A 13,872-nucleotide genomic window follows, 5' to 3' on the forward strand; every position below is an offset into this window, starting at 1 on the left:
CCTATGCCGCACGCGCCGCACTTCCAGAACCTGCCAGAAAAGGAAGACCGCCCCTCTGCCCGTTGGCCCCAGTGGGCCGCGGCGCGGCAGCTGGACGACGCTTTGTGCGCGGCGGCCTACGAGGCTGCGCCGCCCCCGTGCCGCGCGGCCATAAAAACCGGACTGGCTCTGGCCTGCGCCCACTTTGGCCAGGGCGCGCAAAGCCGCACGGAAGCCGTGCGCGACGCGCAGCGCGGCTTCTGGCGGCGGGGCATAAGCCACGCCGCGCCCTGGGCTGTTGTCGCCTTTACTCCGGATTACGCCGCAGCGGCCCGCCTGGCGGCGGCCTGCGTGCCCGCCCTGCTGGCGGGCGTGCCCCTGGTGGGGGCCGCCTGCGTGGCGGAAGCCCCCCAAACCTGCTCCCCGCACCCGGCGGCTCTGGTCAGTCTGGAGCTCTCCGGCGTGGAAGACGTTTTTGTTCTGGACCTGACGGACCTCTGCCGCCTGCTGGAGGAATGTCAGCCAGGACCGGGGCGGCTTGTCCTGCTGCACAAAGGGGAACTGGACGCCGCGGCCCGCGCGGCCGAAGCCCTGGGCCTGCCCTGCTGGCAGGAACGCCGCGCCCCCTTGCTGGGCCTGCCCGTGCCCGAAGCCTTTGACCTGGACCTGCTGGCCTTTGCCCAGGGCGCTGCCCTGGAAGCCGCCCTGGAACCCACAGACCGTCGCCCGCCGGACGCCCTCTACCTCACCCCCGGCGCGGCCCTGGGGCACTGCCGCGAACGCCGCAGCGGGCCCTTCCCCTACAGCGGCGCTCCGGCCCTGACTCCAGGCTGTGAAGGCTTCTGGCTGCACCCCGGCCTTGATCCGGATTTTTTCCGCGTGCGTCGCCAGGCCTTCGGCCTTTTGTAAACCGCGCGTTTGCGCGCGCCCGGAGCCGTCATGTCCAGTCCATCTGCATCCATGGCCCAGATCCGCAATATCGGCATCATTGCCCACATCGACGCGGGCAAAACCACGCTCAGCGAGCGCATGCTCTTCTACAGCAGCAAAATCCACCGCATGGGCGAGGTGCACGACGGCGCAGCCACTATGGATTACATGCCGGAAGAGCAGGAACGCGGCATCACCATCATGTCGGCCTGCACCACCTGCCATTGGCGCGCAGCCACCATCAACCTGGTGGATACCCCCGGCCATGTGGACTTTACCATTGAGGTGGAACGCGCCCTGCGCGTCCTGGACGGGGCCGTGGGCGTGTTCTGCGCCGTGGGCGGGGTGGAGCCGCAGTCCGAAACGGTCTGGCGGCAGTCCGAGGCCTTCGGCGTGCCCAAGATCGCCTTTGTCAACAAAATGGACCGCCCCGGCGCGGATTTCGACGCCGTGCTGGCCGCCATGCACGCCCGCCTGGGGGCCAATGCCGCGGCCATCGCCGCGCCCTTGGGCCAGGGGGAGGATTTTCGCGCCGTGCTGGACCTGGTGCGGCAGGAAACCCTGACCTTCGACCCCCAGGACCAGGGCCGCACCGTGCGCCGCAGCCCTTTCACGCCGGAGGAGGCCGCCCTGGCCGCGCCCCGGCGCGAGGCCCTGCTGGAAAAGCTGGCCGAAGCGGACGAAACCTTCCTGACGCCCTATCTGGAGGGAAGTTACAGCCAGGCGGACATCCTGGCCGCACTGCGCCGGGCCACCCTGGCCCGGACGCTCACGCCCGTGCTCTGCGGTTCGGCCCTGCGCAATATGGGCGTGCAGCCCGTGCTGGACGCCGTGTGCGACTTTCTGCCCTCCCCCTTGGACGTGCCCGCCCCCGTAGGCCGGGACGCGGAAGGGCGTGAAGTTTCCGTACCGGCGGACCCGGACGCCCCGGCCGTGGCCCTGGTCTTCAAAGTGCTGCTGGAAAACGGCCGCAAACTGGCCTTCATCCGCCTCTACGCCGGACGCATCAAGGAGGGCGAAAGCCTGCGCAACACGGCGCAGGGCAAGGAGGATCGCCTGGGGCGCATCTATCGGCCCCACGCGGACCGGCGCGAACAGATCTCCGAGGCCGCGGCTGGCGAAATCGTGGCCGTGGTGGGGCTGCGCTCGGCCCACACGGGCGAAACATACACGGGGCACGGGCGGCGGATCTCTCTGGAAAGCATCGAATCCTACGCGCCGGTGCTCACCCGCGCTTTGGAGCCGCGCAATGCCGAGGAAGGCAAGATTCTGGATGAAGCCCTTGCCCGCTACAGCGAGGAAGACCCCACCCTGCGGGTGCAGACCGACGAGGAAAGCGGCGCGCGCATGGTCTCCGGCATGGGCGAACTGCATCTGGACGTGCTGCTGGAACGCATGCGGCGCGAATACGGCATCAGCCCCAGGGCGGGCAACCCGCAGGTGGTGCTGCGGGAGAGCGTCCGTGCTCAGGCTGACGCCGACGTGACCTTTGACCGAGAGCTCGGCAAGGAACGCCACCAGGGCCGGGTGGCCCTGCATGTGGCGCCCCGCCCGCGCGGCCAGGGCAACAGCGTGACCGTGGGCGACTTCCTGCCCGCCAAAGCGGAAGAAGCCCGCAAAATCCTGCCCCAGGCCTTGCTGGACGCGGCCCTGGAAGGCGTGCGCGACGCCTTGCAGAGCGGCGAGCTCACCGGCTGCCCCGTCACGGACGTGGCCGTGACCTTGACCAACGTCGTCCGGCAGGAAGGGCTGACCACCGCCCCCGGCTGTCACATGGCCGCGGCGCAGGGCCTGCGCGAGGCTTTGGCCGCGGCGTCGCCCGTGGCGCTGGAACCCTTCATGCAGGTGGAGATCGCCGCACCGGAGGATTTTCTGGGCGCGGCCATCAGCCTGTTCACGGGCTGCGGCGGCAAGGTGGAAAATGTGGAAGACCACGGCAGCCGCAAACTCCTGCGCGGCACGGCCCCCTTGCGGCGGCTGTTCGGTTTCTCCACGGCCTTGCGTTCGGCCACCCAGGGCCGGGCCGGGCTGGTGCTCAGCTTTGCCCGCTTTGACCTGCCCTGAGGCCCCCCATGCCGCACGCCAAAGCCAACGCCGCCCCGCGCGCCAAAAAAAGCCTGGGCCAGCATTTTCTTAAAAGCCCGGACGTCTGCACGCGCATCGCCGCCCTGCTGGACGCCGCCCCAGAAGACCGCATTCTGGAGATCGGGCCCGGCCCCGGCGCGCTGACCCGCGCTCTGGAGGCCCTGCCCCACGCCCGCCTGCTGCTGCTGGAAAAAGACCGCTACTGGGCTGCGGAACGCCAACGCGCGGCCACTCCGGGTACCCAGGCCGTGCTCACGGACGCCCTGCGTTTTGCCTGGCGGCGCATTACCCCCGGCTTCGCCTGGAAGGTGGCGGGCAATCTGCCCTACAATGTGGCCTCGCCCCTGATCTGGGACATTGTTTCCCAGGCCGCGGGGCTCACCCGCGCAGTGTTTATGGTGCAGAAGGAAGTGGGCCTGCGCCTGGCGGCCAGGCCCGGCAACGGACAGTACGGGGCGCTTTCGGTCTGGGTGCAGAGCTATGCGGCCCCGCGTCTGGAATTTACCCTGGGCCCGGGGGCCTTCAGCCCACCGCCCAAGGTGGATTCGACCGTGCTTTCCTTTACGCCTTTGCCGCTGGAGGCGCGCCCGGCGCGCCCGGCGCTTCTGGCCCGCCTGCTGCGCGTCTGCTTCCAGCAGCGCCGCAAACAGCTGGGGGGCATTGTGCGGCGCAGCGGCCAGGCCGGGCTGCCAGAAGCCTTGGCGGACGCAGGTATCGACCCCGGCTTGCGGCCCGAAGCCCTGAGCGTGGCCCAATTCCACCACTGGAGCTCTTTGTGGGCCGCTCGGCTTGACAAGCCTGGATAAAAAGTTTTGAGTATGTCCATATATGGCCCCGTTGCGCGCCGGGGAGCCGTTGCGGCATTTGCTCCGGAGCGGCATAAAGCGTAACGGCGGGAATCTTTCAGGAGGATATGCTGATGACAAAGGCTGATCTGGTAGAAAAAATCGCCGCCAAGGCCAACCTTACCAAGGCTGCCGCCGAACGCGCCCTCAATGCCTTTCTGGCCTCGGTTGAAGACGCTCTTGTCAAAGACGCCAAACTGACCCTCACCGGCTTCGGCACCTTTGCGGTGGAAACCCGTAAAGCCCGGCAGGGACGCAATCCCCGCACCGGCGATACCCTGACTATTCCCGCCTGCAAGATTCTCAAATTCCGCCCGGGCAAAATGCTCAAGGATTCCTTGAACTGACCGCTGCGCCGCCGGTTGCCCGGCGGCGTTGTCGTCTCGTCTCCGGGGCGCCGCATCGGCGGAGCCTTGGTGTAACTACCCTTTGGGCTTTTGTTACGACGAATTTTTTCGTCGTTTTCTGGCGTGCGGCTCTGCTTGTGGCATTTTAATTTTGAAATAGTTGGCGGCTGCGTGGGCAGACGCCCGCCGTGTAGGCGTAAGTGCAATTTATTTACGCCGTTAGACGCCAAACGTGTGTGCCGTAACCTTTGAGAATGCTTATTTGCAGCAGTAATCTGCGCTGAATTTTTGCCCAATTGTCCCTTGCATTTTATCCAGGGGCAGGATATAAGCACTCTTCAATTTTGTGGGCGTTTTTTCTGCGCCCGCCGCCGAAGGGGGTGATCTCTTTGCCCGGAGTTTTTCTGAACGACGACGACTACAACTTCGACATTGCGCTGCGCCGCTTTAAGAAGCAGGTGGAAAAGGCCGGCATTCTTTCTGAAATGAAGAAGCGCCAGCACTACGAAAAGCCCAGCGTCATGCGCAAGAAGAAGAAGGCCGCCGCCCGGAAGCGGCTGATGAAAAAAATGCGGAAGATGAACATGGCCTAGCGCCCCGCGCGGGCCTTGTACGTCCGGCCGTGCGGGAGGCTTTCGGGCTTCCCGCACTTTCTGCGTTCCCACACCTTCACCCCCACACCCGCCATGCCCCTCTTTGAACAAATTGATCAGGACTACATCCGGGCTTACAAAGCCAAGGACAGCGTCCGTCTGAATGTGTTGCGCCTGCTGAAAACCGCCGCCAAAAACCGGCTGGTGGAACTGAAGCGCCCCGGCGGCGTCCTTACGGACGCGGAGATGCTCCAGGTCGTCATCAAAGAAGGCAAACAGCGGCAGGACTCCATTGAGCAATACACCAACGCCCGGCGGCCTGACCTGGCGGAAAAAGAAGCCGCCGAATGGGCCATTCTGAAGGAATACCTGCCCCAGCCCCTGAGCGACGCAGAGTTGCACGCGATGGTGGAGGCCACCATCGCCAAAGTGGGGGCCGCTTCCCCCAGGGATATGGGGCGCGTCATGACGGCCATCATGGCCGAGTATGCGGGCCGTGTGGACGGCAAGATTCTGTCCGCGGCCGTCAGGCAGCGTCTCCAGGGCTGAGCGCGGCGCGTTTTCCGGCATCCCTTTCAAGAGCTGCGACGCGCAGCGGCAGCAGCCCCGCGTTGTCAGTGATGGCGCGCTTGCCGTGCAGCCCTGCGGATATTCCGGCGGCCACGCGACCTGAAATGTGCCTACGGCACGGCGCTGCGAGCTGGCGCAGTACTGCTGCATGGTCGGGAGCATTTCTCCCCTGAAATGTTCTGACAACTGCGCAGGCAGTCGCCGCGAAAAGCCGCGCGCGCGGTTCAGCCGCGCTGGCAAGCGCCAACGCGCGCATCCTGCGGCCCGTGCGAAGGTGCTGCGCAGGTTCGATATGTTCCAACTGCGCCGCAGCACAGGCGCTGCGCGCCCCGCACGCCGCGCGGCAAACCACCAGGGCGCGCGGCTTTTCGCGGCCGCACCCCGCCCGCCGGAAGGCGCATTCCTCGGCGCTGTGCGCCGTACACGGTTCCACAGAAAATTGCCCTGCGCTCCTGCGCCCGGTTAATTCTTTCGAGGCAGTCGCATGATCCATGCCCGCACGCTGCAGTCCCTGGAATTTTCTTGCATAACCGAATACCTGGCCGCCTGCTGCGTTTCTGACGTAGGGCGGCAGCGCGCCCTGAGCCTCGCGCCCCTGCCCGACGCCGCTGCAGTAACCCACGCTGCGCGCCTGTATGAGGAAGCGGCCGTCTGGGCCGCCACGCCGCTGCCTGGGGGGGCGGCCTTCAGCTTCGGCGCTTTTCCCGATGTGAGCGGCCTGCTGCACAGCATGGACGCCCCCCGCGCGCCCCAGCCGGATGTGGACGCCTTCTGGGCCTTGCGCCAGGTGCTGCGGCTGGCGCGGGACGCTCACGCCGCCATTGCCGTGCCCGACGCGCCGGACCGCTGGCCCCACCTGCTGGCCCTGGCCCAGGCCGCGCCCCTGCCTGTGCAGCTTACCGCCGCCCTGCTGCGTTGCGTTTCGGACGACGGCCTGCTGCGCGACGAAAGCTCGCCGGAGCTCTACCGCCTGCGCACGGAGCTGCGCCGTCTGCATCAGAACTGCATGCGCAAGGTCAAGGATTATGCCCTGCAGTACAATATGCTGGCCTACCTGCAGGACGAATTCATGACCCTCTCTTCGGACCGCTATGTGCTGCCCCTCAAAGCCAATTTCAAAGGCCGCATGCAGGGCATCATCCACGATTGGTCCCAAACCGGCGAAACCTGCTATTTTGAGCCCATGTTCCTGGTAGAGATCAACAACCGTCTTCAGGAACTCAAACGCGAGGAGCGCGAGGAAGAACGCAAGGTTCTTGCCTACCTGCGCGACCTGCTGGCGGCGGAGCTTCCCGGCGCGCGCGCCGCGCTGGACCTTCTGGCTGCGCTGGATATCCTTCAGGCCAAGCGCGTTCTGGCCCAGCGGCTTCATGCCCGCTGCCTGCCCCTGGCCCCGGTGGAGGAAGGCATCCAGCTGCTGGAGGCCCGCCACCCCCTGCTGGCCCTGCGTCAGACGGAGACGCCCTCCGTCGGCGGTTCGGCCGCCCCGCGCGAGAACGTGCGGCCCCTGGACATCGTGCTGCGCCCCGGCGAGCGCGCCCTGGTCATCACCGGCGGCAACGCCGGCGGCAAAACCGTGTGCCTCAAAACGCTGGGCCTCATTGCGGCCATGACGTTGAGCGGCCTGCCCGTGCCCGTGGGCAAGGGTTCGCACCTGCCCTGGTTCAGCCGGCTGGACGCCTTTATCGGCGACGAGCAGAGCCTGGCGGACAACGTTTCCACCTTCACGGCCCAGATTGAGCATCTGGCCAAGGCCTGGAAGCACCTGGACGCCAGCGGCCTGGTGCTGCTGGACGAATTCGGCGCGGGCACGGATCCGGCCCAGGGCGCGGCGCTGGCCCAGGCGGTACTTGACGAATTGCTGGACAAACATACCTTTGTGCTGGCGGCCACGCATTTTCCCGCACTCAAAAGCTACGCCCTGACCCGCGAGGGGGCCAGGGCCGCTTCCATGCTCTTCGACCCGCAGAGCAAAAAGCCGCTGTTCAAACTGGCCTACGACCAGGTGGGCGCCAGCCAGGCGCTGGATGTGGCGCGCGAGCACGGCCTGCCGGAGGGCATTATCCGCCGGGCCGAGCACTATCTGCTCCAGGACGGCCAGGACGCCACGGCCCTGCTGACCCGGCTCAACGCCCTGGCAGCGGAACGTGAAGCCGAGCTCGCCGCCCTGCGCGCCGCAGAGGAAAAAGCCTGCAACCAGGCCCGGCAGGACCACGAGCGACTGGAGCGGGAACGCGCCGCCCTGCACGACGCAGTGCGGGCCAAGGCCGGGGAGCTCATGCGCGCCTGGAAGGAAGGCCGCGCCACCCACAAGCAGGCCTTAAAAGAAATGTCCCGCCTGCGGGCGGAGCTGGCCAGCCCCGCCGTTGCGGAGGCCTCGGTGCTGCCCGTGCCGCAGGCCTTCACGCCGGGGCAGCAGGTGCTGCACACGGCGTTCAACAAGCGCGGCGTGGTGACGGACGTGGACGCGCGCCGCCAGCGGGTGCGCCTGGATCTGAACGGCGTAAGCCTGTGGGCCGCCATGAAGGACGTGCGCCTGCCCGGCGCATCAGCCGCCGCACCGCCCCAGCCCGCCTCCGGGCGGTCAGGCCGCGTGCCGCTTTCCGGCAGCGAACCCGCCTCCTTGAGCCTGGACTTGCGCGGCCAGCGGGCCGACGCGGCCCTGGCCGAGCTGGAGCGTTTTCTGGATAAGGCCCTGCTGGCGGGCTTTGCCGAAGTGGAAGTGGTGCACGGGCGCGGCACGGGCGCACTGCGCCGCCAGGTGCACGAATTTTTGCGCGCTTCGCCGGCCGTGGCCGGATTTGCCGTTGCCCCCGAAGACCGCGGCGGCGACGGCATGACCATCGTCCGGCTGCGCTGATCCGCCCCGCCCGGCGGGAAGGGCCCGCCGTGGCCGCCGCGCTGCTGCAAACCGCGCGGGCCAAACAATTGCCCCAGGTGGAACGTCGCCGTCATGCAATCCAAAGATGCCATTCGCGCCATCAAAGAGCGCCTCAACATCGTGGACGTGGTGCGCCGCTATGTGGAGCTGAAGCGCAACGGCCCGCGCTGGATGGCCCCCTGCCCTTTCCACCAGGAAACCAAGCCCTCCTTTTCCGTCAATGAAGACCAGGGCCTGTTTTACTGCTTTGGCTGCCACGCCTCAGGTGACGTTTTTGATTTTTACAGTCGCATCAATGGGCTGGACTTTAAAGAGACACTTGAACAATTGGCGGCGGAAGCGGGCGTTGCCCTGGAGAGCGGCCCCGCCGACCCCCGGCGGCAGGGGGAGGAAAGGCGGCGGCGCTCCGCGCGGCAGCAGATGCTGCGCATGTACGAGCTGGCGTCGGCGCATTTTGCGGCCGCGCTGCGCGGCCCCGCGGCCGCCGCTTGCCGGGCCTATGTGGAACGGCGCGGCCTCAGCGCGGAAATTGTGGAGCGCTTCGGCCTGGGCTGGGCCGCCCAGGAATGGCAATCCCTGGGCGAGGCCCTGCGCCGCGCCGGCTTTGACGAGCGCATGGCCGTGGAGGCCGGGTTGCTGGGCCGCTCGGACAAGGGACGGGCGTACGACCGCTTCCGTGGGCGGCTTATCTTTCCCATCAAAAACCTCTCCAACCAGATCATTGCCTTCGGCGGGCGGATCATCGACGACGCGGACGAGGCCAAGTACATCAACAGCGCCGATACGCCCCTGTACAAAAAAGGCGAACACCTTTACGGCCTGGCCCAGGCCCGGCGGGGCATCGTCACCAAGGGGGAGGCCCTGCTTACCGAGGGCTACATGGACGTGCTGACCCTGCACCAGTTCGGCTACGACAATGCCGTGGGCGTGCTGGGCACGGCCCTCACGCCGGAGCAGATCAAACGCCTTTCAGGCTTTACTTCAAAAATTATTCTGCTCTTCGACGGTGACCGCGCCGGGCGCAAGGCGGCCCTGCGCTCCAGCGAGATGCTCCTTGTGCGCGGGCTTTCCTGCCAGGTAGTGCTCCTGCCCGAAGGCGAGGACATTGACAGCCTGCTGCGCGGCCCCGGCCCGGAAGCCTTTGCGCAGCTGCGGGCAGAGGCTCCGGATGGGCTGCGCTTCTGTGTGGACGTGCTCAAATCCCTGGCCCCGCGCGAAACCGTGGAATGGGCCCGCAATTTCCTGCGTCAGGTCAGCATGCCGGAGCTGCTCAGCCCCTACGTTTCCCGCCTGGCGGCCCAGTTGCAGCTTTCGGAGACGGAGCTGCGCGAGGGCCTCGCGCCCCGGCGCGACGCGGCAGGCCGGGAAGCCCCGCGCGCACCCAGCCGGGGCAGCGTGCGCGATCGGGAAATCCTCATGTACGCCCTGCGCTACCCCCACCGCCTGACGGATCTTACGGCCCTGGGCGCGGACCTGGCCCTGCAGACGCCGCAAGGCCGACAACTGTGGGATAAGATTGAGCAACACGGCCCGGAAGCGTTCGTCTACCATCTGGACGCCCGGGAAAAACAGTTTTTCTGCCACTGCTGCGGACCGGAGGCCGCGCCGCGCCATACGGAAGACATGGAGCTGGAAGCCCTGCGTCAGTACCTCAACAACTATTACGCCAACGCCCAGCGCTCTTCCTTGACGGCGGCCCTTCAGGCCAACACCGGCAAGGGTGACTTTGCGGCCGATTTGGCTTATCTTCGCGCACTTAAGGAAACTTTGGAGAATGGCCATGAGCAATCTTAAAGATATTCAGCAAATCCAGTCGCTTATCACAAAGGGCAAAGGCGCGGGCTTTCTGACTTTTGAAGAGGTCAACAAGGCCTTGCCCGTGGAAATGAACACGCCCGAATATTTTGAAGAAATTATCGGGATCTTCGAGCAGCTGGAAATCGTCATCGTTGATACGGAAAAGGACGGCAAAAAAATTTCCGCCGCCGCCGAAACCGACGAAGACATGGCCGAAGGCTCCCTGGACCTGGCCGAAGATGAGGAATCCGCCGACTATTCCTCCCGCAGCACGGACCCCGTGCGCATGTACCTGCGCGAAATGGGCGCCGTCCCCCTGCTGGACCGTGACGGCGAGGTCGTCATCGCCAAAAAAATCGAAATGGGCGAGCAGGACGTGCTCTACGCTCTGGTGGAAGTGCCCGTGGCCGTGGAAGAACTCATCAACGTGGGCGAGGACCTGCGCCAGAACCGCATCAAACTCAAGGATGTGGTCAAAACTATTGAAGAAGATGACCCCAGCGAAGACGAGATGAACCAGCGCTCCAGGGTCATTCTGCTGCTGGACGAAATCAAGCAGGTCTACAAAAAAAAGCGCAAAATCTACAAGAAGCTGGACAGCTGCGCCTGCATGGACCGCCGCGTGACGGCTATCCAGAAGGAAATCATCGGCTACAAAGAAGAGATCGTCACCCGCCTGCGCGACATCAAGCTGGAAAAAACCCTTATCGACCGCATTATTGAAACGGTGGAAGACTATGTACGCCAGATGCACAACTGCCAGCGCGATCTTTCGGCCTACATTCTGGCCACGGGCCGCACCCAGGCGGAAATTCAGGCTCTGTTCGACGGCCTGGACAACCGCGAGGTCAACCCCGTGGACGCCGCCCGCGAGCTCAAACTCAGCGTGGACGAGCTGTTCTCCTTTAAAGAAATGATTGTGGGCAAGATCGAGATTCTCAAGCGCCTGCAGGAAAAATGCTGCCACAACGTGACGGACCTGGAAGAAGTGCTCTGGCGCATCAAGCGCGGCAACAACGCCGCCATGCGCGCCAAGCAGGAGCTCATCCGCTCCAACCTGCGCCTGGTGGTCTCCATCGCCAAAAAATACACCAACCGCGGTCTGCAGTTCCTGGATCTCATCCAGGAGGGCAACATCGGCCTTATGAAGGCTGTGGATAAGTTTGAGTACCAGCGCGGCTACAAGTTCTCCACCTACGCCACCTGGTGGATCCGTCAGGCCATCACCCGCGCCATCGCCGACCAGGCCCGCACCATCCGCATCCCCGTGCACATGATCGAGACCATCAACAAGCTCATCCGCACCTCCCGCTACCTGGTGCAGGAGCTGGGCCGCGACCCCACGCCAGAGGAAATTGCCGAACGCATGGAATACCCGGTGGAAAAGGTCAAAAAAGTCCTCAAAATAGCCAAGGAGCCCATCTCGCTGGAAACGCCCATCGGCGACGAGGAGGACTCCAGCCTGGGCGATTTTATTGAGGACAAAAAGGCCGTGGCCCCGGCTGAAGAAGTGATCAACACCAAACTTTCCGAGCAGCTGGCCGCCGTGCTGGCCGACCTGACCCCCCGCGAGGAACAGGTGCTGCGCAAGCGCTTCGGCATTGCGGAAAAGAGCGACCACACCCTTGAGGAAGTGGGCAAACTCTTCAACGTGACCCGCGAGCGCATCCGTCAGATTGAGGCCAAGGCCCTGCGCAAGCTGCGCCACCCCGTGCGCAGTCAGCCCCTGCGCTCCTACTATGAAAACTGAGGTCGGAGGGACGCCTGCCGTGCCGTGCGTTTTTCCCTCTCCGCGCCGCCCTGGGCTTTACAGAGGCGGGCAACGTTGCGCAGCCCTGGCGGCGGCGCTGCTCTGGGCCTGGCTCTGCATGCTTGCGCTGCCCGTCGGCAGCATGGCCGCGAGCGAAGCCCTGCCCCGCCCGCAGGCCACGGTGGCCCGCTGCTTTGACGGCGATACCCTGAAGCTCACTGACCGGCGCGTGGTGCGCCTGGCGGGCATTGACGCCCCGGAGCTGCACGCGCCGCAGGGCGACAAAGCGCAGTACTACGCCCGCGAAGCCCGCAAAGCCCTTACAGAGCGCGTCCGGGGGCGCAAAGTGACCCTGCGCGCGGCCGGGGTGAAGCACAAAGACCCCCACGGCCGCTGGCTGGCCGAAGTGCTGCTGGAGGACGGGGAATCCCTCAATGAGGCCCTGGTGCGGGAAGGCGCGGCCTTTTTTTATCCCCACCGCGACCTGAGCCCGCAACTGCAGGAGCGCCTGCGCGCCGCACAGCGCGAGGCCATTGCGGCAAAGCGCGGCCTCTGGGCGCAGCTTCTGAGCCAGCCCGTGGCCCAGGCCACCTATCTGGGCAATAAGGAATCCCTGCGCTTTTTCCCCACGGATTGCGCCGCCGTACAGCACATCAAGCCGCGCAACCGGGTCTATTTCGGCAACCTGATGGACGCCTTTATGGCGGGCTACGCTCCGGCGCGGGTCTGCCCCTTCTGGCCACTTGTCCCATGACTGCTATGCACAACGCTTCCCTCGTCCCGCCGTCCCCGTCCTCCGGCCCCGCCGCAAACCCGCAGCCGGCCGCGCTGCCCGGTGCGCTTGCCGACCAGCAGGCCCTGGTAATTTTTTCCGGCGGGCAGGATTCCGCCACCTGCCTCGCCTGGGCGCTCAGCCGCTTTGGCAGGGTGCTGACCTTGGGCTTTGACTACGGCCAGCGCCACGCCGTGGAGCTTTCCTGCCGCCAAGCCCTGCGGGAGGGCCTGGCCGCCCTGAACCCGCAGTGGGCCGCCCGCCTTGGCTCGGATACCCTGCTCCGCCTGGATATTTTTCGCGATCTGGCCAACACGGCCCTCACCTCGGACGCCCCCATTGAGGAGCACGGCCCCGGCGGCCTGCCCAATACCTTTGTGCCGGGGCGCAACCTCATCTTTATCCTCCACGCGGCGGCCTGGGCCTATGCCCGGCAGATCCGCCACCTGGTGCTGGGCGTTTGCCAGAGCGACTATTCCGGCTATCCCGATTGCCGGGACGACAGCGTGAAGGCCATGCAGGTGGCCGTCAATACGGGCATGGACGCAAACTATGTGCTGCACACGCCCCTCATGTGGCGCAGCAAAAAAGACGCCTGGGAGCTGGCCGAACAGCTGGGCGGCGAACACCTGGTGGATATGATTGTGGAGCGCAGCCACACCTGCTACCTGGGTGAACGCGGGGAGCGCCACCCCTGGGGCTACGGCTGCGGCAACTGCCCGGCCTGCCGCCTGCGCGCCGCGGGCTATGCCGCCTATGTGCGGGCCAAAGCCGAGGCCGGAGCGGCCGCCCATGACTAAAAAACGTCTGAGCGCCGCTCAGGGCACGGAAGCGGCCTGCATCCTCTTTGAGCTCAATACCCGCACGACGGGCATCCTGCACATGGCCCGTGAGGCCCTGCTGCCCGAGGAATATCTGCGGGAACCGGGGGCCGCCCTGCTCTGCGCCGAATGGCGGGCCTTTGCCCACGCTGTGGTGACGGCCGGGCTTATGCAGCACGCCCCCAACAGCGTGCTGCTGGCCTATCTGCGCGAAACCGGCAACCTGCTGACCCTGGCCGCGCCCCAGGGCGACCTGCGGCTGGAAGATTTTGTGGATGGCCCTTTTGCCCGCTACATGCCCCTCCTGGCCCAGGGGGAACAGGCCCGCTGCCCGGAACTGTTCTGCACCAGCCTGGCCGCGGCCCTGGCCGCCGCGCGGGGCACGGCCCCGGCGCTGGACGCCCGGGTTCAGGCCCGGCTGGCCGCCTTCATGGCCTTGGTCATCAGCGCGGTGTGGGACAAGCTGGAAGAGTACGAAATCCTGCCGGACTGAAAAAATGCT

The 13,872-nt window shown here is 65.9% G+C and carries 12 protein-coding genes; all 12 read left to right on the forward strand.

Translation table 11 applies throughout. The features are described from left to right. Window positions 1-3: 3 nt before the first annotated feature. Window positions 4-888, forward strand: coding sequence for a hypothetical protein (locus tag BLS55_RS02800; protein ID WP_092152844.1), 885 nt, complete (start codon window positions 4-6; stop codon window positions 886-888). A gap of 30 nt (window positions 889-918) precedes the next feature. After that, window positions 919-2,973 (forward strand): elongation factor G, encoded by a 2,055-nt coding sequence (gene fusA, locus BLS55_RS02805; protein ID WP_257243112.1) that lies wholly within the window; start codon window positions 919-921, stop codon window positions 2,971-2,973. 8 nt (window positions 2,974-2,981) lie between these two features. Then, window positions 2,982-3,800, forward strand: coding sequence for a 16S rRNA (adenine(1518)-N(6)/adenine(1519)-N(6))-dimethyltransferase RsmA (gene rsmA, locus BLS55_RS02810; protein WP_092152846.1), 819 nt, complete (start codon window positions 2,982-2,984; stop codon window positions 3,798-3,800). Window positions 3,801-3,913: 113 nt separating this feature from the next. Continuing rightward, on the forward strand, window positions 3,914-4,186 hold the full coding sequence (locus BLS55_RS02815; RefSeq protein WP_092152960.1) for an HU family DNA-binding protein: 273 nt from the start codon (window positions 3,914-3,916) through the stop codon (window positions 4,184-4,186). A 389-nt stretch (window positions 4,187-4,575) separates the two neighbouring features. After that, complete coding sequence (gene rpsU, locus BLS55_RS02820; RefSeq protein WP_092152961.1) at window positions 4,576-4,779, forward strand: 30S ribosomal protein S21; 204 nt, start codon at window positions 4,576-4,578, stop codon at window positions 4,777-4,779. A 93-nt stretch (window positions 4,780-4,872) separates the two neighbouring features. Beyond that, window positions 4,873-5,328 carry a GatB/YqeY domain-containing protein gene (locus tag BLS55_RS02825; protein ID WP_092152962.1) on the forward strand — a complete coding sequence of 152 codons (456 nt, stop codon included), beginning with the start codon at window positions 4,873-4,875 and terminating at the stop codon, window positions 5,326-5,328. Window positions 5,329-5,833: 505 nt separating this feature from the next. Beyond that, window positions 5,834-8,209, forward strand: coding sequence for an endonuclease MutS2 (locus tag BLS55_RS02830; RefSeq protein WP_092152847.1), 2,376 nt, complete (start codon window positions 5,834-5,836; stop codon window positions 8,207-8,209). A 93-nt stretch (window positions 8,210-8,302) separates the two neighbouring features. Continuing rightward, on the forward strand, window positions 8,303-10,024 hold the full coding sequence (gene dnaG / locus BLS55_RS02835) for a DNA primase (RefSeq protein ID WP_092152848.1): 1,722 nt from the start codon (window positions 8,303-8,305) through the stop codon (window positions 10,022-10,024). Then, window positions 10,011-11,777 carry an RNA polymerase sigma factor RpoD gene (rpoD, locus tag BLS55_RS02840; RefSeq protein ID WP_092152963.1) on the forward strand — a complete coding sequence of 589 codons (1,767 nt, stop codon included), beginning with the start codon at window positions 10,011-10,013 and terminating at the stop codon, window positions 11,775-11,777. The genes dnaG and rpoD overlap by 14 nt, the downstream gene beginning before the upstream one ends. 118 nt (window positions 11,778-11,895) lie before the next feature. Next, window positions 11,896-12,531, forward strand: a complete 636-nt coding sequence (locus BLS55_RS02845; RefSeq protein WP_257243113.1) for a thermonuclease family protein — start codon at window positions 11,896-11,898, stop codon at window positions 12,529-12,531. Then, window positions 12,528-13,349 carry a 7-cyano-7-deazaguanine synthase QueC gene (gene queC / locus BLS55_RS02850; RefSeq protein WP_257243114.1) on the forward strand — a complete coding sequence of 274 codons (822 nt, stop codon included), beginning with the start codon at window positions 12,528-12,530 and terminating at the stop codon, window positions 13,347-13,349. Before BLS55_RS02845 ends, queC begins: the two co-directional genes overlap by 4 nt. Continuing rightward, a complete protein-coding gene (locus tag BLS55_RS02855) occupies window positions 13,342-13,863 on the forward strand; it encodes a serine/threonine protein kinase (RefSeq protein ID WP_092152851.1) in 522 nt (173 codons plus the stop codon). Before queC ends, BLS55_RS02855 begins: the two co-directional genes overlap by 8 nt. The last annotated feature ends 9 nt before the right edge of the window (window positions 13,864-13,872 follow it).

The sequence above is a fragment of the Desulfovibrio legallii genome (assembly GCF_900102485.1).
GTDB lineage: Bacteria > Desulfobacterota > Desulfovibrionia > Desulfovibrionales > Desulfovibrionaceae > Desulfovibrio > Desulfovibrio legallii_A.